At 43.9% G+C, this 21,645-nt stretch carries 21 protein-coding genes; 13 read left to right on the forward strand and 8 right to left on the reverse strand.

Annotation, left to right across the window (positions count from 1 at the left end; all coding sequences use genetic code 11):
* Complete coding sequence (locus EWM62_RS04800; RefSeq protein ID WP_129875522.1) at positions 1–339, forward strand: hypothetical protein; 339 nt, start codon at positions 1–3, stop codon at positions 337–339.
* Between the two features lie 3 nt (positions 340–342).
* Positions 343–891 (forward strand): hypothetical protein, encoded by a 549-nt coding sequence (locus EWM62_RS04805; RefSeq protein WP_129875523.1) that lies wholly within the window; start codon positions 343–345, stop codon positions 889–891.
* 246 nt (positions 892–1,137) lie between these two features.
* Here the strand turns inward: EWM62_RS04805 and EWM62_RS04810 are convergent, their stop codons facing one another.
* Positions 1,138–1,596 carry a hypothetical protein gene (locus EWM62_RS04810; RefSeq protein WP_129875524.1) on the reverse strand — a complete coding sequence of 153 codons (459 nt, stop codon included), beginning with the start codon at positions 1,594–1,596 and terminating at the stop codon, positions 1,138–1,140.
* A 122-nt stretch (positions 1,597–1,718) separates the two neighbouring features.
* On the opposite strand from EWM62_RS04810, the gene EWM62_RS04815 reads away from it, so the two are divergent.
* Positions 1,719–1,922 carry a sigma factor gene (locus EWM62_RS04815; RefSeq protein ID WP_129875525.1) on the forward strand — a complete coding sequence of 68 codons (204 nt, stop codon included), beginning with the start codon at positions 1,719–1,721 and terminating at the stop codon, positions 1,920–1,922.
* Between the two features lie 2 nt (positions 1,923–1,924).
* On the opposite strand, the gene EWM62_RS19215 is transcribed toward EWM62_RS04815, so the two are convergent.
* On the reverse strand, positions 1,925–2,071 hold the full coding sequence (locus EWM62_RS19215; protein WP_162499777.1) for a hypothetical protein: 147 nt from the start codon (positions 2,069–2,071) through the stop codon (positions 1,925–1,927).
* A 19-nt stretch (positions 2,072–2,090) separates the two neighbouring features.
* Here EWM62_RS19215 and EWM62_RS19220 point away from each other — a divergent pair, with 19 nt between their 5' ends.
* Positions 2,091–2,231: a hypothetical protein gene (locus EWM62_RS19220; protein ID WP_162499778.1), complete on the forward strand. Its 141-nt coding sequence runs from the start codon at positions 2,091–2,093 to the stop codon at positions 2,229–2,231.
* A gap of 50 nt (positions 2,232–2,281) precedes the next feature.
* Here the strand turns inward: EWM62_RS19220 and EWM62_RS04820 are convergent, their stop codons facing one another.
* Entirely contained in the window at positions 2,282–2,956 is a 675-nt protein-coding gene (locus EWM62_RS04820; protein WP_129875526.1) for a lipid-binding SYLF domain-containing protein, read from the reverse strand.
* Positions 2,957–3,095: 139 nt separating this feature from the next.
* On the opposite strand from EWM62_RS04820, the gene EWM62_RS04825 reads away from it, so the two are divergent.
* Both EWM62_RS04825 and EWM62_RS04830 read left to right on the forward strand, forming a co-directional pair.
* Complete coding sequence (locus EWM62_RS04825; protein WP_129875527.1) at positions 3,096–4,082, forward strand: long-chain-fatty-acid--protein ligase; 987 nt, start codon at positions 3,096–3,098, stop codon at positions 4,080–4,082.
* Positions 4,083–4,142: 60 nt separating this feature from the next.
* Positions 4,143–4,805, forward strand: a complete 663-nt coding sequence (locus EWM62_RS04830) for a PH domain-containing protein (RefSeq protein ID WP_238989282.1) — start codon at positions 4,143–4,145, stop codon at positions 4,803–4,805.
* A gap of 78 nt (positions 4,806–4,883) precedes the next feature.
* On the opposite strand, the gene EWM62_RS04835 is transcribed toward EWM62_RS04830, so the two are convergent.
* Genes EWM62_RS04835 through tyrS form a run of 3 tightly spaced genes read right to left on the reverse strand, consistent with a single transcriptional unit; the run spans position 4,884 to position 7,151 of the window.
* A complete protein-coding gene (locus tag EWM62_RS04835) occupies positions 4,884–5,336 on the reverse strand; it encodes an RES family NAD+ phosphorylase (protein ID WP_129875529.1) in 453 nt (150 codons plus the stop codon).
* Entirely contained in the window at positions 5,336–5,830 is a 495-nt protein-coding gene (parS, locus tag EWM62_RS04840; RefSeq protein ID WP_129875530.1) for a type II RES/Xre toxin-antitoxin system antitoxin, read from the reverse strand. The genes EWM62_RS04835 and parS overlap by 1 nt, the downstream gene beginning before the upstream one ends.
* Positions 5,831–5,867: 37 nt before the next feature.
* A complete protein-coding gene (gene tyrS / locus EWM62_RS04845) occupies positions 5,868–7,151 on the reverse strand; it encodes a tyrosine--tRNA ligase (protein WP_129875531.1) in 1,284 nt (427 codons plus the stop codon).
* A 177-nt stretch (positions 7,152–7,328) separates the two neighbouring features.
* On the opposite strand from tyrS, the gene EWM62_RS04850 reads away from it, so the two are divergent.
* From EWM62_RS04850 to EWM62_RS04860, 3 genes are all read left to right on the forward strand, one after another.
* A complete protein-coding gene (locus EWM62_RS04850; RefSeq protein ID WP_129875532.1) occupies positions 7,329–8,006 on the forward strand; it encodes a hypothetical protein in 678 nt (225 codons plus the stop codon).
* A gap of 202 nt (positions 8,007–8,208) precedes the next feature.
* On the forward strand, positions 8,209–10,218 hold the full coding sequence (gene rpsA / locus EWM62_RS04855; protein WP_129875533.1) for a 30S ribosomal protein S1: 2,010 nt from the start codon (positions 8,209–8,211) through the stop codon (positions 10,216–10,218).
* Between the two features lie 121 nt (positions 10,219–10,339).
* A complete protein-coding gene (locus tag EWM62_RS04860; protein ID WP_129875534.1) occupies positions 10,340–11,218 on the forward strand; it encodes a glycosyltransferase family 8 protein in 879 nt (292 codons plus the stop codon).
* Between the two features lie 6 nt (positions 11,219–11,224).
* On the opposite strand, the gene EWM62_RS04865 is transcribed toward EWM62_RS04860, so the two are convergent.
* The gene (locus EWM62_RS04865; RefSeq protein WP_129875535.1) at positions 11,225–13,957 is read right to left on the reverse strand and encodes a carboxypeptidase-like regulatory domain-containing protein; all 2,733 of its coding nucleotides are present in this window, start codon (positions 13,955–13,957) and stop codon (positions 11,225–11,227) included.
* A 136-nt stretch (positions 13,958–14,093) separates the two neighbouring features.
* Between EWM62_RS04865 and pyrR the strand changes: the two genes are divergently transcribed.
* Together pyrR and EWM62_RS04875 are read left to right on the forward strand one after the other, a co-directional pair.
* A complete protein-coding gene (gene pyrR / locus EWM62_RS04870) occupies positions 14,094–14,639 on the forward strand; it encodes a bifunctional pyr operon transcriptional regulator/uracil phosphoribosyltransferase PyrR (RefSeq protein WP_129875536.1) in 546 nt (181 codons plus the stop codon).
* Positions 14,640–14,804: 165 nt separating this feature from the next.
* A complete protein-coding gene (locus EWM62_RS04875) occupies positions 14,805–15,728 on the forward strand; it encodes an aspartate carbamoyltransferase catalytic subunit (RefSeq protein WP_129875537.1) in 924 nt (307 codons plus the stop codon).
* A 117-nt stretch (positions 15,729–15,845) separates the two neighbouring features.
* Here the strand turns inward: EWM62_RS04875 and EWM62_RS04880 are convergent, their stop codons facing one another.
* The gene (locus EWM62_RS04880) at positions 15,846–16,937 is read right to left on the reverse strand and encodes a hypothetical protein (protein WP_129875538.1); all 1,092 of its coding nucleotides are present in this window, start codon (positions 16,935–16,937) and stop codon (positions 15,846–15,848) included.
* Positions 16,938–17,145: 208 nt separating this feature from the next.
* Between EWM62_RS04880 and EWM62_RS04885 the strand changes: the two genes are divergently transcribed.
* Together EWM62_RS04885 and EWM62_RS04890 are read left to right on the forward strand one after the other, a co-directional pair.
* Positions 17,146–19,458, forward strand: coding sequence for a glycoside hydrolase family 65 protein (locus tag EWM62_RS04885; RefSeq protein WP_129875539.1), 2,313 nt, complete (start codon positions 17,146–17,148; stop codon positions 19,456–19,458).
* A gap of 362 nt (positions 19,459–19,820) precedes the next feature.
* On the forward strand, positions 19,821–21,536 hold the full coding sequence (locus tag EWM62_RS04890) for an alpha-amylase family protein (protein ID WP_129875540.1): 1,716 nt from the start codon (positions 19,821–19,823) through the stop codon (positions 21,534–21,536).
* The last annotated feature ends 109 nt before the right edge of the window (positions 21,537–21,645 follow it).

The raw sequence follows: 21,645 nt of genomic DNA on the forward strand, positions 1-21,645 counted from the left end.
ATGTTGTTCCCTGTTATACTATTACTCTCTTTTATAAGCGGCTACCTTTTCCCATGGTGGGTGGGCTGCATACTGGCCTTTGGCGCTGCCCTTATTTTCGGTAAAAGATCGAGCTGGGCGTTCTGGTGTGGCTTTGCAGGCATCTCCATAGCCTGGATAGCACTGTCCCTGTTAAAAAGCTTCCCAAACGATCATATCCTGGCAACCCGCGTAGCACATGTATTTCATTTACCCAACTGGGGCTTGCTGCTGGCCGTAACCGCTTTAATAGGCGGCCTGGCAGGAGGGATGTCGGCGCTATCGGGCTCGTTGGTGAAGAGGGCTTTTGAGAAAGGGTAGACAATGCAAATAATCCAAACTATAACCGATATTTCTTTCCCATTTGATTGGATTAATTTAACGTACTTGCCAGAAAGTGATGCAAAGAGAGTAGAAATTTATTTAGCTGATGATGAAGAGCCAGTAATGGGCTTGACTAATATGTTTGCAACTTTGTTTTCGGATTTGAAACAAAATATTTTAGTTTTTAATAACTCGTGGGGAGACTTCTGCCTTGATACCTGGAATATTCACAGAGGTTTATACAATTACGATTTACAGGGTAAATCAATAGAAACTCAGAAGTATCTGACGATGTTGAAAGACTCTGAAATACCTACTTACTACAAAGGAGCATGTGAAGTGCAAAGTTGGGAGGGTTTCCTGTCTGTGATTGTACCTTGTATAACAAACCATGTCGCGCCTTATAGTCCTATCTTTTTTTCCAAAAAGTATGATATTGTTTTCTATTTCCATTATACAGGCAGTATCGGATTATATTATCGTAATGAAGGGGATGAGATTAACGAACTTTTAAAAATAGCTGAGGCTAAATATAACGTGGTATCTTAAGTTGATCTCCGCGGTCGCTCGGCTACAGCCGAGTGACACTTATTAAGCGGCGTCGCGCCCCCTTACCGAGTTCAGGCCGGAGGCCTTATAATAATGATCACTCGGCAGGAGCCGAGCGATTGCGGTAGTTTTTGACAGTTAATCGGCTTGTCGGCACACGCGTGTAGCGCGTGAAAACCATGCAAAATTATTTTATACCCTCCGCAGTCGTTCGGCTCTTGCCGGAAACAAATTAACATAGGCTACTCAAAATAGCATCTTTAAATTATTAAAAGCATTATCAGAAATCTCCATCTTTATAACTTTCTGTTTTTTGTCGTGCATGAATGAAATTGCCCTTTGATTGAAGTAAAACCTGAAGCCCTGAAATCCCCAAGCAGTATTTGATTTTGCGTCTTTGATGAGCCTTAAGTGTGAGATTTTGTCAATTTGATATTGCTTTTTAGAATATGCAATAAGGCATTTCTTTTCGATTACTAATTTTTTGTCGGTAACCATGAATAGTATAGAACCGAAAAGAGTTTGAAAGAGACCACACAAAATTATCACAATGAACAGATAGATAATGACCTGGAATAAATTGTCACTAATAAGCCCTTTTTTGTAATGGCCCGGTGATAGGGAGAACCAGATAAAAGCAAATAATATAACTATCGAAATTATATCTCTTGGGATAAATTTATTTTTGACGATAACGGCTTCCATGGCTTAAAGATAGTAATTCTCCGCAGTGACTTAACCTCAGCCACCCATCCCGAAAAATTATTTTATATTGTTTGTGATTATTCACCCGCTTTAGCGAATAATGGTGTAAATAATTAATAGTAATGAGTTTGCAGGTCAATAAAGACCAATTTTTACATCTTATACAGCACAATAAAAAACTCATTTTTAAGGTATGCAACACCTATTGCAGCGATCCTGAAGACCGTAAAGACTTGGTGCAGGAAGAAGTTATTATCCAGCTTTGGCGCTCGTACGATAAGTACGACGATGCATTGCGCCTATCCAGAAGGAAATGGAGTAATTAAAGCTATACATGGTAAACTACACCAAATACGCGTTTGTGCTTTTGCCGCTTACCCTGTGATGATGTTGGTGGCTGGTAAGCGTTTTTACATATCGATCTGTTTGAGCCGCAGCGCAGGTTATATTTCTTGTCGAACGTGGTGGTGGGCATAGTTTTAATACCATTGGCAGTGTGGGTATTTAAATTGCTCAGTGCAAAAAACATCAGCGAAAGCGTAGGTAAAAACCTGCTGGCCGGTACTGGCTGGCGCCAGGCAAACTCGGCACATAATTTTTTAAATGAGATAGAAGATTTTGAGCAGGAAGCTTAAAACAAAAGCCCCGACCACTCGGCCGGAGCTTTTGTTGAAATTTTGTTTAACTACAACGCGTTTAACGTAGCCTTTAACTGCGTTACCGCTTCAGATTTATCTGTAGAGCGGGCAAATATATCGCCAGATGCAGAATCTTCGCCGTAATACGCTGCATTGGCGCTTTTGTTAATAGCAAGATTAGAGCCATTGATGCTGATACCCGCAAATAAGCCTTTGCTGCGCGAGTAGGAATAAACCTCGGCCTGTAATTTATAATCGGTGCTGGCGGTACTGCTGCGGCCAACCGGGCCTGCTGCTGCCGATACATCGCCGCCAATGGTAAAATCGCCGTTCTCCACTTTGGCCAAAACGCCTTTATTACGGAAAACCAACACCATATCAACCGATTGTACACCGATCTGGAAACCGATACTGCCGCCGGTAAGCGTGATAAATACCGGGTCGCTCCATTTGCCGTCGGCCAGTTTAACCATCGCAACGCCTTGTCCGCGTTTGCCGCCAATTCCAAAACCGGCATTGATCAGTTTAGGGATGATCACCACGCCCTCGTATTCTTCCAGCAGCTGATGCGGGATGCTTTCTTTCATTTTGCCAAAGGCTTTTAATACGTTGGTAGCATCGTGAATTTTTTCTGTGCCTTTATCGTCGGCAGGTTTGGCTGATGCCAGTATAAAAAAAGCGCTTAGCAGTATAGGTAAGCTAAATAATTTTAATGTTTTCATTGTCGTATATGTTGTGGATATGTTTTCCTATAACTCCAATTCGGAATATTTGTTGTACAAAATTACACCACCATAAAGCAATATTTACATTCACCTGCACATCATAAATCTGCATATCTGCACTATCTTTGCCAACAGCATGATAAAACCCGGTAAACAGCAGGTATTCGCCATAAATAATAAGCAAGCTTTTGTGGAAACCGTGTTGCAGGTGTTTCAATGCCAGGCGGCAAACTGCCAGGTGTATGGCGAATTTGTATCCGGCTTGAAAATAAATTCCGCTGATGTAAAATCGGTTAACCAGATTCCCTTTATGCCGGTCGAGTTCTTTAAATCGCACCCTGTGGTTACCTCTGCCGAGTCGGATGAATTGGTTTTTACAAGTTCTGGCACCACCGGGATGATCACCAGCCGCCACCATGTAACCGATGTTAGCTGGTATCAGGAAAGCTTCCGCCGGGCGTTCAGTTTATTTTATGGCGATATAAAAGATTACACGATTTTAGCCCTGCTGCCGTCGTACTTAGAGCGGGAGGGATCATCGCTCATTTATATGGCGCAGGATCTGATAAACCAATCAGCTAATCCCGATAGCGGCTTTTTCATGTACGACCATGAAGAGCTTTACAAAACCTTGCAGGCGCAAAAGCTGGCTGGCAAGCCAACCTTGCTAATAGGGGTAACCTTCGCCCTTTTAGATTTTGTTGACGCTTACAAAATCAATTTCCCCGAATTGATCGTGATGGAAACGGGAGGTATGAAGGGCCGGCGAAAAGAGATGATCCGCGAGGAATTGCATAAAACGTTGTGCGCCGGGTTTGGTGTTGATGCTATCCATTCGGAGTATGGCATGACGGAGCTTTTATCGCAGGCCTACTCAAAAGGAGAAGGGGTTTTTTATTGCCCGCCCTGGATGAAGATCATCACCCGCGATACAAACGACCCATTTACATTAATAGGTACCGGTAAAACAGGCGGTATCAATATCATCGACTTAGCTAACATCAATTCCTGTTCGTTTATTGCCACACAGGATTTGGGCAGGACATATGCCGATGGCTCCTTTGAAGTATTAGGCCGTTTTGATAACTCCGATATCCGCGGTTGTAATTTGCTTATTGCCTAACATTTATCTAATTAGCAACTAATATTATTATTTTTGCGACCTAATAGAACAACAATGATCATGATCGACAAATTCTTACGCGACGAGCAAGACCCTAAAGCAGTTGAAAAAGTGCACAGCCGTTTGGTTGATCTGCTTACAACCGGCGAGGAAATCATATATATAGCGGTACAAAAAAAGCCTATCGTAAACCTATTTCCGGATTGCATAGCCATCACCAACAAACGTCTCCTTTTCTTTACCCCGGCAAACCTTGGCCTGTCTATCAAGTTTGTTGATTTTGTGTGGAAGGATATTGTTGACGTTTACACCAAAGAAGAAATTATAGGTGCCGTATTTAGCGCTAAAACCACTATAGGCACCGAAATGGGTGTTGATTACCTGCCAAAGGTACAGGCCCGTAAACTATACCAATACGCCCAGGAACGTAAAGAAGCCGAGCGCGAAGCACGCCGGCTGCGCGAGCTGGAAGAAAAACGTGCTGAATCCGGCGCGGTAAATATCGATCATACGTCGCATGCAGGTTTCCAGCCACCCGTACAGCAACAACCGGTAGCAGCGCCAGCAACTCCAACACCGCCGCCTGCCCCAGTTGTTCAGGAAGAGCCAAAAAAGGATGAACTGACCGAAAAATTAAAGCGGCTAAAAACCCTTTTCGAGAGCGGTCTGATATCGCAGGAGGAATATAATCACAAGAAATTAGAGTTATTAAGCGACTTTTAGGGGAAAGAGATTAGAAACTGGAAATTAAAGATTAGTTGTGAAAAAGCCTAATCTCTGATCTCTATTTACTAATCTCTATCACAACAGCCTGTCGTCAAAACTAAATGGGCGGGTACTAATAATATTCACTTTTTTTATATCAGGGTGCCAGGGGTTTAGCAGATAATTATATTCTTCGGGTATAATAGATGATGGCACCTTCATCATTAAATACTTAGTTTCTTTAATAAATTGATTACCCAATGTTTTTAATGCAGCGGGCGATGAAGCATCCTGCCAGTTTGCCGGTAAGCTTTTTACATCAAGTGTAAGGATGCTGTTCCCGGTCACTTCAACTTCGGCAATGCAAAAGTTATCCGGCAATAATAGTGGGGAAAGGTGCACCAATACCTCCAGCACAGCCAAAGCCCGGGACGATGCCAGGTAAACCATTGATTTACCCTCGCTGTTCCAGCGGCCGCCGTATAAGCGCGCGCCGGTACCGTTTAAATCTTTAATGTAATTGCAGTGAGAAATACGGTAGAGTATCATTAAGCGAAAACACCGTGCTCTATACGGCCAAGTTCTTTAAAAACCATATCAAAACCGGCAGAAGTATCTAAAAAAGTAACGGGGGCCTCGCCGTTAAATATCAAGCCCGGAGTTTTCATCCAAAGCTTAAATTTATCTATCGAGCCAAAAACCTCCTCGCCGCGGGTATACAGGCGAACAAGTTCAACGGCCTTTTCGGCATATTCTGTTTTAATGATAGCATCATCCTCGTAACGTTGTAAAGTGCGCTCTGAAATATGCAGGATGCTGGCTAACTCCTGGATGTTTAAGGATATTTTTTTGGCCAGCGCAAGCAAAGCCTTTTTTGGAAAGCCCTGGCGCGCCAGTTTAATAATGTCAAAATCTGAAGAGGTGGTTGCAGCTTTTGCACCACCTAATAAATTATAAAACGGGGTTGATGATACCTGGGTAATATACATTGCCATAGGTTCATTAACCTCGTTTTTTGCAGTATGTTTTATTTTGTACGACATTTATACAAATATAATTACCAAATGTCTAATATCAAAATTATTCTACAACAATTAAAAAATAATTCTTCTTTCCTTTTTGTGCTACTAAGTATTTGTTATTGACAAGGTTACCAGCGTTGTACACATCGTCTGCTGTGGTTATTTTCTCTTTATTGATAGCTACACCGCCGCCTTGTATCATTTTTTTTGCCTCGCCTTTAGATGGAAATACAGCGGTTTTGCCAGCCAGCAATTCTGTGGCGTTTATACCTGCCTGCAGTTCGCTTTTAGCAATAGTGAAGTTGGGAACACCACTAAATATGGCCAATAGTTCATCATCGTTCAGCTCGCTTAAAAACTCGATACCGGTATTGCCGAATAAAAACTCAGTTGATTTAATGGCTTTTTCAAAGCCTGCTTCGCCATGTACGCGCAGGGTAATGTCTTTTGCCAGGGCCTTTTGCAGTACACGGGTATGCGGCGCGGCATCGTGCTCTGTTTCCATGGCCTCGATAACTTCGCGCTCAAATAAAGTAAATATGCGGATATACGCCTTAGCGTCAACATCGGTAGTATTTAACCAAAACTGGTAAAACTGGTATGGCGATGTGCGTGCAGGGTCAAGCCAAACCGCTCCACTTTCGGTTTTACCGAATTTGGTGCCGTCCGCTTTTTTGATCAATTGGGTGGTTAAGGCATACGCCTCGCCCGCATCCTTACGGCGGATCAGCTCGGTACCGGTAACAATGTTGCCCCACTGGTCGCTGCCGCCCATTTGCAGCACACAGTTGTTATGCTTCCACAGGTAATAAAAATCGTATCCCTGCACCAATTGATAAGTAAATTCGGTAAACGACATGCCTGTTTCGCCCTCCAGGCGTTTCTTAACCGAATCCTTTGCCATCATATAATTAACGGTAAGGTGTTTGCCTACATCGCGGATAAAATCCAGGAAAGTAAAGCTCTTAAACCAGTCGTAATTATTTACCATTTGGGCGCTGTTCGCGCCGCTGTTAAAGTCAAGGAATTTCTCGAGCTGTGTCTGTACCGATCTAAGGTTATGGTTAAGCACATCTTCGCTTAATAAATTACGTTCGGCAGATTTGCCTGATGGGTCGCCCACCATACCGGTAGCGCCGCCAACCAGGGCGTAAGGCTTATGGCCCGCGCGCTGGAAGTGTATCAGTGTCATGATCTGGGTAAGGTGGCCTACATGCAGCGAATCGGCAGTAGGGTCGAAACCAATATATCCCGAAGCCATACCTTTATTCAATAGTTCTTCGGTGCCGGGCATAATATCGTGCAGCATGCCTCTCCAGCGTAATTCTTCAACAAAATTCATCTTGTGTAATTTAAAACCGATTTCATCGGGATGGCAAAGATAATAGAATAATTATTTGATGGGTAGTTGTTAAAACTGAGTTATTATATGGTCATTATATTATAATATCTGTTGTAACCGTTTTATTTACAGCCCGAGTTTTGTACTTTGTTCCAAACAGACGTTTAACGCCTATCTATGAATTTTCTTTCGCACTATTATTTCGACAAACATACCACCGATTGCTACTTTACCTTAGGTACCGTACTGCCCGATCTTTTAAAGAACGCGGATAAAACCATAGTACTGCACCCCGAAAAACTGGCACATGCCAACCCGAACGTAAACTCCATCATACAAGGGTGGAACAAACATTTGCTGGTTGATAAGTATTTCCACTCGGCCGAATTTTTCCTCACCCATTCGCATAACCTGAAAAAACTGCTCGCGCCTGTTATTGTAGAATCGCCGGTAAAGCCATTCTTTTTGGGGCATATTGCCATTGAGTTGATCCTGGATAACCTGCTCATCACCACCAACGAAATAAGCGTAAGCGATTTTTACGATCACCTGGATAGCTGCGACGAAGCGGTTATACGCGAGTTCCTGCGTTTTGCAGGGATGGAAACCCCCGATGTTTTCTTTAAGTTTTATGCCGAATTTAAACGCAGCCGTTATTTAAATACTTATATTAATATAGAGCAGATAACCTACGCGCTTAAACGTATTTGCATGCGGGTATGGCGCAACCCCTTTACACCGCAGCAGGAAGTTGAGATGACAGACCTGCTGTTAAATTACCGCCTTGGTCTGATAGCCAGCTTTATGAGTATTTATAACGAGATCGCAGAAAAGTTTAAATCTACAGAAGAATAACCGCTGTTATCAGCCATGTATCTTGCAACAGATCGGCAAGTTTAGTCCTGATCCGCGTCGAAACCTTTCAAAATACGCTGCTTTTTCAATAAAAGTGCTTAAAAACCAATAATTAACACTTAAAATATTTTTATCTGTAAAAAATATATCCGTACCTTTGCAGTCCCAATTAAGTGTTGGGAAAAAGGAGTAAAATTTATTAATGGCAAAAAAACAAGAAGCAGAAAAAGAATTAAAAGCTAAGGAAGCTGAACTGGGTGCAGTTACGGCAACCGCAGAAAAAGAAACAATTGAGTCAGAAGCTGATTCAATATCAATCGAAGAGATCAAATCTCAGATCGCTGTTACACCAGATCAGGATTTTGACTGGGATGCAGATGACAAAAAATTTGGTAATTACAGCGATAGCGACCGCGAGAAATTAGAAAAACTTTATGATGGAACGTTCAGCTCTATTACTAAAGGCGAGATCATCACCGGTACAGTTGTAAATATCAATAACAAAGATGTGGTATTAAACATCGGATTTAAATCTGACGGTTTGGTATCTGTTTCTGAGTTCCGTGATACACCAGACCTTAAGGTTGGCGACACAGTTGAAGTATTTGTAGAGTCGCAAGAAGATGCTAACGGTCAGTTAGTATTATCACGTAAACGTGCAAAAACTCAAAAATCATGGGAGCGCATTAATTCGGCTCTGGATAACGATGAGATCATCACAGGTTTTGTTAAAAGCCGTACTAAAGGTGGTTTAATTGTAGATATAATGGGCGTTGAAGCCTTTTTACCAGGTTCACAGATCGATATCAAACCTATCAGGGATTACGATATCTATGTGGGCAAAACAATGGAATTTAAAGTTGTTAAGATAAACCACGAGTTTAAAAACGTAGTGGTATCGCATAAAGTGCTTATCGAAGACGATCTGGAAAACCAAAAAACCGAAATTGTGGCCAAACTTGAAAAAGGCCAGGTATTGGAAGGTACCGTTAAAAACATTACCGACTTTGGTGTATTTATTGACCTTGGTGGTGTTGACGGTTTACTGCACATTACAGATATATCTTGGGGCCGTATCGAGCATCCGAGAGAAGTTCTTGCATTGGATCAGAAAATCAACGTTGTTGTTCTGGATTTTGATGACGAGAAAAAACGTATCGCTTTAGGTTTAAAACAACTTACCCCGCACCCTTGGCAGTCGCTTGATACCGAATTGGTTATCGGCTCAAAGGTTAAAGGTAAAATTGTAACTGTTGCTGATTACGGCGCGTTCTTAGAAATTATCCCGGGTGTTGAAGGTTTGATCCACGTGTCAGAAATGTCATGGTCTCAAAACCTGCGTAACCCTCAGGAGTTCCTGAAAGTTGGCGACGAAGTTGAAGCACAGGTATTAACCTTAGACCGCGACGAGCGCAAAATGAGCTTGGGTATCAAACAATTGACTCCTGATCCATGGCAAAATGCCGGCGCTAAATACGCTATTGGTACACAGCACGTTGCTACAGTTAAAAACATGACCAACTTTGGTGTGTTTGTTGAACTGGAAGACGGTATTGACGGCCTGATCCACATCTCTGACCTTTCATGGTCTAAAAAAGTAAACCACCCTAACGAATTTACTAAGGTTGGCGAAAAATTAGACGTAGTAGTTCTTGAGCTTGATATCGAAAACCGTAAATTAAGCTTAGGCCACAAACAGCTTGAAGAAAACCCTTGGGATACCTTTGAAACTATCTTTACTATCGATTCGATACATGAAGGTACCGTGTTAAAGGTAACTGATAAAGGCGCTATCGTAGCTTTACCTTACGGTGTTGAAGGCTTCTGCCCAACCAAACACCTGGTTAAAGAGGACGGTAAAGCTATCAAAGCTGAAGAAACTGCTGAATTCAAGATAATTGAGTTTAACAAAGAGAACAAACGTATCGTTATTTCACACTCACGTATATGGGAAGAAGCTCGTACTGATGCCCGTGTTCAGGAATTTGAAAACCGTAAAAAGGAAGCAAAATCTGCTAACAACGCGGTTAAGAAAGTGAAAGAATCGGTAGAGAAATCAACTTTAGGTGACCTTAGCGTACTTGCTCAGTTAAAAGAGCAAATGGAAGGTGCAGAAAGCAAAGCGGCTAAAAAGCCTGCTGCTGCCCCTGCTGCTAAAAAAGCAGAACCGGAAGCTGAAACCCCTGCTGCTGAAGAAACCGAAGAGGTTTAATCTTTTAAAGTTTATATACCAAAGCCTCCCGATTTATCGGGAGGCTTTTTTTTGTTATGATATATTCGCCTGTTATAATTTTAACTTTGCGCGTATAATTTAAGATACCTATGTAGTTGATATGTTTTTAAATTCTATAGCTATAACCATCGATAATAACTACGTTCAGCACGCGTGTGTAATGTTAAGATCGCTTGACGTAAATATCCCATCTGCGGTTAATGTATACTGCATTTATGATGGACTAAGCCACCGAAACATTAGCCGGATGCGCAGGGAGTTTAAAAAAAGCCATATCAACCTGCATTTTGTGGCTTTTGATAATACCTTGCTGCCGCCACAATTACCGTTAAAATCCACAGACCATGTTACATCAGCCACTTTTTTCAGGATTTGGCTGCCTTACCTGCTAAAGGACCTTAAGCAGGTGCTTTTTATGGATTCGGATATCGTGATAGATGGCGATATCAGCGAAATATTAAACCTCGACGTTAGCGACCACCCACTCGCGGCGGTGCCCGAGCCGGGTGTATTTACTGACAAAAAACACGGACTTGGGATGCGGGATGATCAGTTGTATATAAACGCCGGTGTTATTCTCTTCAACCTGGACTATTTCAGGCAAAAGGGCCTTACAGAACAGATATCAGAGTTCCTGCATACACATCCCCAACTCTGCGAGTTATGGGACCAGGATGCCATTAACGCAACAATAAAGGGCAATTTTTACCGGCTGGACTATAAATTTAACGTGCAAACCAGTTTTTACCCGGCAGCATCTATAGATCTGCTGCTGCATAAGGCTATCAAAAACCCGGTGGTAGTACATTACACCGGCGGGGGCGATGGCAAACCGTGGTTCTATCGCAGCAAGCATCCTGCCCGCCATTTGTATTACAAATACCTCAGGCTAACATCCTTCCGGTTTTATTACCCGCCCGACCTGCCCCGCAGCTGGCGCATCTTCAGGAAGATAAGATTTATGCTATTACACGTTTAGGATATACTACTTACTCGCCGTGGTTTTAGATGCAATATTTATTTTTAATGTTTGCGCGCCAAAATGGCCAAGCATATCTGCCCCCTCAATGTTAATGGTATAAGTTGATGGTTTGTTGCCGGCATAAAAATACAGGGTAACTTTGCCGCTGGCATCAGTAACTAAATCAGGGTGCCAATAAAGAGTGGGGCGTAGGTTATTTAAGGCAGGATTATTTAATTTATAACGGGGGGTGTAAAATTGCACAGCAAGGTTGTACGGAATAGGCCGATACACAATAAGGCCGGGAGTGGGCATAGTATTTAAGCCTGTACCGCCGCGTGTTTCAATAGTGATAACAGCGTAAAAACCATCATATATGCGTATATTTTTGATCTCCGACGCCGGGATATTATAAAGGAACAACCTAAGGGTTGAAACAAATTGCTCACGATATGTTTGGCGCATGCTTTGGCCATCAACCTGTACATCAACTAAAATATTATGGCCGATAAGATATTGTTCCGTTTCCTTGTCGGGGCTATAATAACCTACTATATGCAGGCTGTTGAATTTTTCGGCAAGCAGGTCGCGCAGGTTCTTGTTCCCTGCTTCTAACAGTGTTTTTTCGTTAATAACCTTCCGTATCATTGGTATATACGTTTTCGGGTCGATAGGTTTTTTGCCTTTAATAACAACCTGTTTTAAAAGCCGGCCTTTAACCTCGTCCGGGTTTAGATCTGGTAGCGTTTGCGGGGGATTGCTATACAATCTGATCATAGCCGGGTCGGTATGCTGAGCATACCAGGGCATCGGCATAACCCCTTCCGACTTAGTTATCGGTGCAGGTTTAAATACATCCAGATCGAATTTAGCGCCTAATTCCCTGCCGTTTTTGCCGGTAGCTTTAATATGATAAATTATGCTATCAACCAGCGGCAGATTGCTTAGCTTAAACCGCCCGTTTGCATCGGTAACGGTATCAATCAATATGATGCTATATTTTTTATTGGTAGTGAAGATGCTAACCTTCGCGTTTTTAAATGGATTGTTAAATAACCCGGTTACACGGCCTGTTAAAGCGTTATCCGGTTCGGCTAAAAATTTAGGGGTTGCAGGGATTTGTGCAAAAATGGCATTGTCGAAACCTGTCCACCCCTGTGTCAGCATCAGGTTATCCAGCGCTACAGCAGTTAGCGGGTCATTTCCTCTAAAATACCACGAAGGTTCTTCTATATTGCCCTTAAGCTCGGATGTAAGCAGCAGGCGGCTTTCCATATTTTCCTGTAACGAATCCTGCTTTACCAACGCATCATCTGTTACCGACACAGCAAAACTGCCTTTTACAGGGTTAGCTGCGGCATCTAATGCGTTTAATGTTACGGATATACTGTCGTTTGCCAGCCAGGTAGCGTGCGCGGGCTCAATATTAAGCACCATACGGTCATGGTGGTCGATAAATATTTTGCGCTGCGCGAGGGGTTGTGTGCCATCAAGCAACGTAAAGTTTATAATGCCCGATACAAAAATGCTTTTAGCAAAGGCCATGTTATAAAACCCCTTTTGCAAGTTAAGCGCCGCCCCCAAATACACCCCGCCTGCCGATTGTGCCAACAAAACGTATTGCCTGTTTGCAGCCGCAATGCCGGGCGTAGCTGTTATATGTATAAAAACAGAATCGGCGTTAGCCAGATTATCCACTTTTAGTATAATGCCTGCCGGCATAACTCCCGGTAATTGCGCAACATGTTTAATGCCATTAACCCAATAATTAGCAGTATAGGCCTCACCAGGTTGTGGGAGCAATATAAAGTTACCCATACCTTTCCGGGTGCTTTTAAACTTTCCGGCCTGGTTGCCTTTACTATCATTAATAATGCCTTGTACATCAACGCCTAACCCATCTTTACCAATTGCCTTAAAGCCAACCCTGTTTGTTAAGCCCGCCACCATATTGCCGCTCTCGGGCATAAATTGAAGGTCGATATCCTGCATGGTACCACCGGGGTAAAATGGCAGGCTAAATGTGCTTTTAGTGATCTTATCGGTAATGTGTAAGGATAATTGCTTTTCCTGCACATTGGCAGGTAGCTTAACCTGGCTGTGAAGCATACCGTCATCGCCTGTTAAATAATTGCTTTTGAACAGTGTGCTGTTGCCCTCCATCAGCTTTAATTCAACATCTTTATAGCTTACAGGTAAATTATTAATATCGGTTAGTGTTACAGCTAAGTTTAAGTTATTTGTGGATGTAATATTGTGCTGCTCGTTTATCAGCCAGTTACCGGCAGTTAAAGGTTTTCCAATGTATAACATTTTGCTAAATAAGGCACCCGGGCCAAAATTCTGCATCCAGTTAGTATAAGCACGCAACGTGTAACGGCCTTCGCCAAGTTGCTCGTTAAGGGCAATTTGCCCGTACCCTAAACCCATTTTTAACGGTATGGCAAAACGTTTTACTACAATGCTGCTATCGTTAATAAGTTCTACATATAATTTGGCGCTTAATTTTGAGGGGGTATATAATGCGGCGTTAAATAACCACGCTTTAAACCAAATAGTATCGGTAACGGTGTAGTTGGGGCGGTCTAACTTTATATATAATTTTTCTGATGGATATAGGTTGCGATAATCTTCAACAGTACTTATGATCTTTTTGGTAGCAGATGTTTTATCCTGGCCGCGCGCGTTGCAAAAAAACAGGCATAGCAGTAATATAATAAGGGTATATATTTTAGGATATGATTTTTTAAAAAGCATGCAACAGATGCCGTTAAATGGTAGCTTAAATTTAGGCAATTGCGGTTGTAAATTCAAACCCTCAATTACGGGTTTAATATATTTGTTTATCCTAAACACAAAATAATTTTTACCTTTGCCCAAATCCACCCATACGATGCAAAACTTAACGCTGCTCGACGGTCAAAAATTCCAAATCACTATTCAGCGTTTATGTCGTCAGTTAATTGAAAATCATAACGAGTTTTCAGGCTCAGTTTTAATAGGCATACAGCCACGGGGGATTTACCTGGCCAAGCGCGTAGCCGAAGAACTAAGAAAGATATTACCGGACAGCAATATAGAACAGGGCGACCTGGACATCACCTTTTATCGCGATGATTTTCGCCGCCAGGGTTCGCCGCTGGTGCCTAATCAAACCAAAATAGATTTTATTATAGAGGGCAAAAAAGTAATTATGCTGGATGATGTGCTGTGGACAGGCCGCACCATCCGCGCGGCTATGGATGCTATGCAGGCATTTGGCCGCCCCGAAAAGATGGAGTTGCTGGCACTGGTTGACAGGCGGTACTCCAGGCACATCCCGGTAGCGGCAGATTATGTAGGTATCGAGGTGGACTCCATCGCATCGCAAAAAGTGGTAGTGAGCTGGAAGGAAACCGACGGCGAGGACAGGATAGTGCTGGTATCGGAGGCGAAGTGATTTTAGATTTACGATTTTAGAATTACGATAACAAAAAATAAAAATGTCATTGCGAGGAGGGACGACGAAGCAAACTCTTAGCAATGCATGAAAGCTAAGCATGCGAAGAGGTTGCCACGCTATCGCTCGCAATGACATAGCTTAAATAATTCATAAAAAATAAACATGGCGCTAAGCACACGGCATTTGTTAGGAATTAAGGACTTGAATAGGTCGGATATCGAACTGATATTTGAGACCGCCGATAATTTTAAAACGGTGCTTAACAGGCCGATAAAAAAGGTGCCTTCGCTGCGCGATGTAACTATCGCCAATATCTTCTTCGAAAACTCTACCCGTACCCGTTTATCGTTTGAATTGGCCGAAAAAAGGCTTTCTGCCGATGTGGTGAACTTCGCGGCTTCCTCATCGTCGGTAAGCAAAGGCGAAACCCTGATAGATACTGTAAATAACATACTGGCCATGAAGGTGGATATGGTAGTTATGCGCCATCCATACGCAGGGGCGGGCATCTTCCTTTCCAAGCATGTAAAGGCCCAGATAGTGAACGCCGGCGACGGCGCGCACGAGCACCCTACACAAGCGTTGTTGGATGCTTTTTCTATCCGCGAGCGTTACGGTGATGTGGCAGGTAAAAAGGTGGTGATAGTAGGGGACATCCTGCACTCGCGGGTGGCCCTGTCGAACATCCTTTGCCTTAAACAACTTGGTGCCGAAGTAATGGTTTGCGGCCCAACAACGCTTATCCCTAAATATATCGGCTCGCTTGGCGTAAAGGTGGAGCATAACCTGGTAAAAGCCTTAAACTGGTGCGATGTGGCCAACATGCTGCGTATACAACTGGAGCGCCAGGACATCAAGTACTTCCCCAGCCTGCGCGAATACACCATGATGTATGGCCTGAACAAACAGATCCTCGACTCGCTCGACAAAGAGATCACTGTAATGCACCCCGGCCCCATAAACCGTGGCGTGGAAATTACCAGCGACGTAGCCGACAGCAAACAATCCATCATCCTGGACCAGGTAGAGAACGGCGTTGCCATACGTATGGCAGTACTGTATTTATTGGCAGGGCAAACACCATAAGTAATTGCCCGTTGCGCAAGATGTTAATGGTGAGCCTGTCAAACCATTGGCGGACTATACCCCACCGCGTACTCTTCGACAAGCTCAGATGGTACCCATGTTAAGTATTATGTATAGCTACACTTTCAGTTCATCCCAGCCCATAACTACTGTTTGGTTAGCCTGTCCCCAAAAGGTAACGGTTTTACGCCTTGGGTCTACAGAAACCGACCATAAATAACGTGTGCCCGGTTTTTTCCAGTGTTTAACAAGGTTGCCATTGCTATCATAGGCTACAATACCTATACTGTTCTCGTTATGCTGGTTATCAAATGCCCAGTAAGTATTGCCCTGATAAAGCAACACCGTACAATATTTACTATCGTTATGCGCATTAGGCCCGGTTGTCCAAGTGCGTTCCATTTCCAGATCACCGGGTATGGCAGGTGCGGTTTTTACATCTACCTCTTTAACTTCCATTTGCGCAAATTTTCCCGAACTGGCAGCATCGTTCCCCGGGCCGCTAATTCTAAGCTCATCCCAGGTGCGGGTTACTGTTTTGTCGCTCTGTCCTGTAAAATTAACCCGTTTGTTTTGCAGGTCTACAACCAAATTAGTAATGTGCCGGGCACCTTGTAGTTCCCAGTCGGTTACAATTTTTCCATCCTTGTTAAATGCTATCAAGGCAAAAGCAGTACGGTTGTCCGGATACTCGTAAACGCGATAAGTATGATCCTCAAAGGCGAGTACCGGTATGCCAGATTGCCGCGCGGTGGGGTGCGAATCTAACTGCCAAAAGCTAAACAGGCCGGGAGGCACGGCCGGTGCCTCAGAAAACGGAACCAAATTTATAACCGGCGGGGGATAAAGGCTGTAATATTGATCTATGCTTACGTGCAGGTCTTCTAATTTAACTACCAGTTTTATATTCTCCTGCCCCCAAAAAGTTACGCTTTTCCCCCCGAGTTCTAAAGTAATGTCCCAGATGTAACGCGGGCCTTGCTTTTCCCATTGTTTTACAATGCTACCGGCGTGATCAGAAGCTACAACAGCGAACCCCATCCGGTTATCGAGATATTCAAATGTCCAATACAGGTAGCCTCCCCAGACCAGTACGGGGACCTGCTCACGAAAATCGAACGTATCAGGACTTGCTGCCCAACCGGGCCGTGTACCTGCGGGTGGGGCAGGGGCTTTTGAAGCGTGTATTAATTCTACAAATGGCTGCATAATGCGGAGGGTTTAAATTTAGGGCAAGTTAATGACCATACCGGGCTTAAGATAAGTTATTTTTAGCTTTTTCTACACCCTTTTACACCCTGTACAATATTTTTACCTGCTCCGGGTGTTTATAAAAAGTCCTCTCCTTTAAAGAAGATTTAGGTGAGGCTATCAATGTTTCTGCTATTTTAGCGGAAACTATGGCCGGCATATAGCAATGAAAGAATATTTTAAGGTTGACGAGTGGAAGATCATCGAAGAAGGGTTCGATCCGCATTATAATAAGGTTGCCGAAAGTGTTTTTAGCCTGGGCAACGGCCGTATGGGGCAGCGCGCCAATTTTGAGGAAGCTTACAGCGGCGAAACCCTGCAGGGCAACTATGTGGCCGGTGTTTATTATCCCGATAAAACACGCGTAGGCTGGTGGAAAAATGGCTATCCCGAGTATTTTGCCAAAGTTTTAAATGCCACCAACTGGATAGGTGTTGATGTTTGGCTGGGCAACGAGCAGCTCGACCTGGCCAAATGCGAAGTGCTGAGTTTCCGCCGGGAACTGAATATGAAGGACGGTTACCTGCAACGGAATTTCCGCGCCAAAACTGCCTCGGGTAAAGAGGTGGATGTGGAAGCTATCCGCTTTTGCAGTATGGTTGATGATGAGGCCGGAGCGATAAAATATACCATCACCCCTTTGAATTTTGAGGGCGAGATATCCTTAACACCGTTCATCGATGGTGACATTGTAAACAAAGACGCTAACTACGACGAGAAGTTTTGGGATGAAGTAAGCAAAGCGATAGACACTGATAACGGTTACGTACAACTGCGCACTAAAAAAACAGGTTTCGAGGTTGCTACCGCGATGAAATTTACAGTTGAGCAAGAGGGTAAGCCCGTAGAAATAATATCAAATCCCATCCAAAAGGAAAAATATATAGCTGCTGAAGTTAAGCTGCAGGCAAAGCAGGGACAAAGCATTACGCTTACCAAATACGCGGTGAACGTATCTTCGCAAAACTACCCGGCGGCCGAGTTGGTTACACGCTCGGCAGATGTGCTGGCTATCATCAGCGCTAAAGGCTTCGATACCATGCTTGCCGAACAAGCCGCGGCTTGGGCCAAAAAGTGGGAGCACAACGATATCATCATAGAGGGCGATGCCGCCGCGCAGCAGGGCATCCGCTTTAATATATTCCAGCTGAACCAAACCTATACCGGCGAGGACGACCGCCTAAATATCGGCCCCAAAGGCTTTACCGGCGAAAAGTACGGAGGATCGACCTATTGGGATACCGAGGCATATTGCGTGACTTTTTACCTGGCAACTGCCGAGCAAAAGGTAGCCCGAAACTTGCTGCTGTACCGTTACAAACAATTAGGTAAGGCAATAGACAATGCCAAATTACTTGGCTTTAAAGATGGCGCAGCTTTATACCCCATGGTTACTATGGATGGCACCGAATGCCATAACGAATGGGAGATAACCTTCGAGGAGATCCACCGTAATGGGGCTATCGCTTATGCTATTTTTAACTATGTGCGTTATACCGGCGACGAAGCCTACTTAACCGATTACGGCCTGGAAGTTTTGATCGCCATCTCCCGTTTCTGGGCACAGCGGATCACCTGGTCCGACGGGCGACAGCAATATGTGATGCTTGGGGTAACCGGGCCAAACGAGTACGAAAACAACGTTAACAACAACTGGTATACCAGCACCATAGCAGTTTGGTGCTTAAAATATACCATCGAAGCCATTGGCAAGGTGAAAGAAGCTAATCAGCCGAAATACAATGACTTGGTGGCAAAGATCAGCTTCCGCGAAGAACAGGAGTGCGAGAAATTCGCGGACATCATCGGCAAAATGTATTTCGCGCATGATGATAAACTGGGCATCTTTTTACAGCAGGATGGCTATTTGGATAAAGAACAGATCTTAGTAAAAGATCTGCCCGCTACCGAGCAGCCGCTGGTTAAAAAATGGAGCTGGGACAGGATCCTGCGCTCGGTTTACATTAAGCAGGCCGATGTATTGCAGGGCCTTTACTTCTTCGAGGATAATTACGACTTGGATACCATCCGAAGGAATTATGATTTTTATGAACCAAGGACGGTGCACGAGTCGTCGCTTTCCCCCTGCGTACACGCCATATTAGCCGCCAGGCTGGGTGATATTGAGCGGGCTTACCAGTTTTACCTCCGCACCTCAAGATTAGATATAGACGATTATAATAACGATACCGAGGATGGCTGCCACATCACCTCGATGGCCGGCACCTGGATGTCTGTTGTAGAAGGTTTTGGCGGCATGCGGGTGAAGGATGGTATGTTGTCGTTTAACCCACTGTTGCCGCACCAATGGAAGGCTTTTTCTTTCCAGGTGGGTTTTAGGGGAGCGTTATTGAAGGTAAAGGTAAGCGGGGATGGGGTTTTAATTAAAAACCTTTCGGCGGCTGATCATAAGCTAAAAGTTTACGGCAACGAGGTTTTTGTTAAAGCAAATAACCAATTAATAGTAAACGCGAAATGAGAAGTTTGCATTGGGTAATTATCGGCATCGGTATCATGACTGGGATTTGTTTCCTGCTGAATATTATATTTACCGTGATGTTTTTTGTGGGGTTGATAATTGTTATTTTGTGTTTAGGTATTGCAGCCGGCACAGGCTATTTAACCCTTAAGTTTTTGCCTCTTCAACAGGGCAGGTATGGTATTCATAAAGCTTTGTTAATACCCTGGGTAACTGTTTTTATATTGTATGTTGCAGTTGCCATATTGCGGCTTCAGCCGCTTGATTTTCTGTTAACGGTACCGCTTCTGTTTGTTTTTTCGAGTATTGGCGGGTTCATGGCCCATCGTGCCAAAATCAATAGATTTTATAAATTATCTTAAATGCCTGTCTCCAACCATAAACTAATTATTTACCAGTTGCTGCCGCGATTATTCGGCAATAAAAACACCACCAACAAGCTTTACGGTTCGGTTGAAGAAAATGGCACAGGTAAGCTAAACGATATTACCGATAAGGCTCTTGTCGAAATAAAAACGATGGGTTTTACCCACGTTTGGTACACAGGTGTAATTGAGCACGCCACCATGACAGACCACTCGGCCCACGGCATTAAACCCGATGACCCCGATGTTGTTAAAGGCCGTGCGGGGTCGCCATATGCTATTAAGGATTATTATGATATTGCTACCGACCTTGCAACTGATGTGGAATTCCGCATCTCGGAGTTTAAAGAACTGGTTGGCCGTACGCATCAGAATGGCTTAAAGGTTATTATCGATTTTGTGCCTAATCATGTGGCGCGTACCTACGCCTCGGATGTAAAACCGGATGGTGTGCGCGATTTTGGCGAGGATGATGATAATACCATGAACTTTTCGCCCGATAACGATTTTTATTACATTCCCGGTCAGCCTTTTGTAGTACCCGGCGGTTACAACCCCGGTGGCGATGAATTTACGTCGCCGTTAAAGGACGGTAAGTTTAATGAGTTTCCGGCTAAAGCAACCGGGAATGATGTGTTTAACGCCGCGCCATCCATCAACGACTGGTTCGAGACCGTTAAGCTTAACTATGGCGTTTACTATCTTGATGGTAAGAAATCCTACTTTGACCATATCCCGCCGTTATGGCATAAAATGCTTCATATTCTAAGCTACTGGGCAGATATGGGCGTGGATGGTTTCCGCTGTGATATGATAGAGATGGTGCCCGTTGAGTTTTGGGCTTGGTTGATACCTCAGCTAAAAAATAAATTCTCCGGTCTTATCTTCATCGGGGAGGCGTATGATAAAAACCAATACTACAATTACATCCACAACGGCGGGTTCGATTACCTGTACGATAAGGTTGGCCTGTACGATGCCATCCGCAGATTAACCTGCAACGAGCCGGGCGCATCCACTTGGGAAATTAACGGGGTTTGGAACAACCACTGCCGTGGTATAGACCAACACATGCTGCGTTTTATGGAAAACCACGACGAGCAGCGCATAGCCAGCCACCATTTCGCGGGCGACGCTGCCCTGGCAATCCCCGGGATGATCGTAAGCGCTACGCTGGCTACCGGCCCGGTGATGATCTATAATGGGCAGGAGGTGGGCGAACCCGCCGAAGGTGCGTCGGGTTTTAGCGGTGACGATGGCCGTACAACCATATTTGACTACTGGGGCGTGCCCGCGCATCAACAGTGGATGAACAACGGTTCATTTGACGGCGCTCAATTAACACCGGCACAAGACAACCTGCGAAACTTCTACAATAAGCTGCTGAATATTGTAAAAGATAACGAAGCCCTAAGCAGCGGTGCTTTTTATGAGCTGATGATAGCCAACGAGCACCAGCCGGGCTTTGATACCATGCTTTATATCTACCTGCGTTATACCGCGCAGCAAAAAGTAGTGGTGATAGCCAACTTTAACCGCGCCGAACGCAGCATGGATATTAAGATCCCTGTGGATTTGCTTACACAATTTGGCCTTAGTGGGGCAGGAGATTACGCGGATCTTTTAAACGGAGCTTTTTTTCATACCGATAATATTACTTCAGGCATACCCATAACTGTTAACGCCTGCAGCGGTTTATTGCTAAAATTGTAATTCTTTTAAAAATTAATATTTGGGGATAAATGGCTTAATTATAGCTTGAAAAATAGCGGAAATAATCGTTTATTAGCTGTTAACATAAATTAGCACATACAATACCCCT

This window comes from Mucilaginibacter terrigena (assembly GCF_004168255.1).
Lineage (GTDB): Bacteria > Bacteroidota > Bacteroidia > Sphingobacteriales > Sphingobacteriaceae > Mucilaginibacter > Mucilaginibacter terrigena.

Excerpts from the sequence above, each read along its gene's own strand:
- EWM62_RS04820 (WP_129875526.1), bottom strand. The coding sequence starts at position 2,956 with ATGAAAACATTAAAATTATTTAGCTTACCTATACTGCTAAGCGCTTTT.
- pyrR (WP_129875536.1), top strand. The coding sequence starts at position 14,094 with ATGCAAAACTTAACGCTGCTCGACGGTCAAAAATTCCAAATCACTATT.
- EWM62_RS04850 (WP_129875532.1), top strand. The coding sequence starts at position 7,329 with ATGAATTTTCTTTCGCACTATTATTTCGACAAACATACCACCGATTGC.
- EWM62_RS04885 (WP_129875539.1), top strand. The coding sequence starts at position 17,146 with ATGAAAGAATATTTTAAGGTTGACGAGTGGAAGATCATCGAAGAAGGG.
- EWM62_RS04800 (WP_129875522.1), top strand. The coding sequence starts at position 1 with ATGTTGTTCCCTGTTATACTATTACTCTCTTTTATAAGCGGCTACCTT.
- EWM62_RS04835 (WP_129875529.1), bottom strand. The coding sequence starts at position 5,336 with ATGATACTCTACCGTATTTCTCACTGCAATTACATTAAAGATTTAAAC.
- EWM62_RS04865 (WP_129875535.1), bottom strand. The coding sequence starts at position 13,957 with ATGCTTTTTAAAAAATCATATCCTAAAATATATACCCTTATTATATTA.
- EWM62_RS19215 (WP_162499777.1), bottom strand. The coding sequence starts at position 2,071 with ATGCCCACCACCACGTTCGACAAGAAATATAACCTGCGCTGCGGCTCA.
- EWM62_RS04875 (WP_129875537.1), top strand. The coding sequence starts at position 14,805 with ATGGCGCTAAGCACACGGCATTTGTTAGGAATTAAGGACTTGAATAGG.
- EWM62_RS04825 (WP_129875527.1), top strand. The coding sequence starts at position 3,096 with ATGATAAAACCCGGTAAACAGCAGGTATTCGCCATAAATAATAAGCAA.
- EWM62_RS04810 (WP_129875524.1), bottom strand. The coding sequence starts at position 1,596 with ATGGAAGCCGTTATCGTCAAAAATAAATTTATCCCAAGAGATATAATT.
- EWM62_RS04815 (WP_129875525.1), top strand. The coding sequence starts at position 1,719 with ATGAGTTTGCAGGTCAATAAAGACCAATTTTTACATCTTATACAGCAC.
- rpsA (WP_129875533.1), top strand. The coding sequence starts at position 8,209 with ATGGCAAAAAAACAAGAAGCAGAAAAAGAATTAAAAGCTAAGGAAGCT.
- EWM62_RS04880 (WP_129875538.1), bottom strand. The coding sequence starts at position 16,937 with ATGCAGCCATTTGTAGAATTAATACACGCTTCAAAAGCCCCTGCCCCA.
- EWM62_RS04890 (WP_129875540.1), top strand. The coding sequence starts at position 19,821 with ATGCCTGTCTCCAACCATAAACTAATTATTTACCAGTTGCTGCCGCGA.
- EWM62_RS04860 (WP_129875534.1), top strand. The coding sequence starts at position 10,340 with ATGTTTTTAAATTCTATAGCTATAACCATCGATAATAACTACGTTCAG.
- parS (WP_129875530.1), bottom strand. The coding sequence starts at position 5,830 with ATGTCGTACAAAATAAAACATACTGCAAAAAACGAGGTTAATGAACCT.
- EWM62_RS04805 (WP_129875523.1), top strand. The coding sequence starts at position 343 with ATGCAAATAATCCAAACTATAACCGATATTTCTTTCCCATTTGATTGG.
- tyrS (WP_129875531.1), bottom strand. The coding sequence starts at position 7,151 with ATGAATTTTGTTGAAGAATTACGCTGGAGAGGCATGCTGCACGATATT.
- EWM62_RS04830 (WP_238989282.1), top strand. The coding sequence starts at position 4,143 with ATGATCGACAAATTCTTACGCGACGAGCAAGACCCTAAAGCAGTTGAA.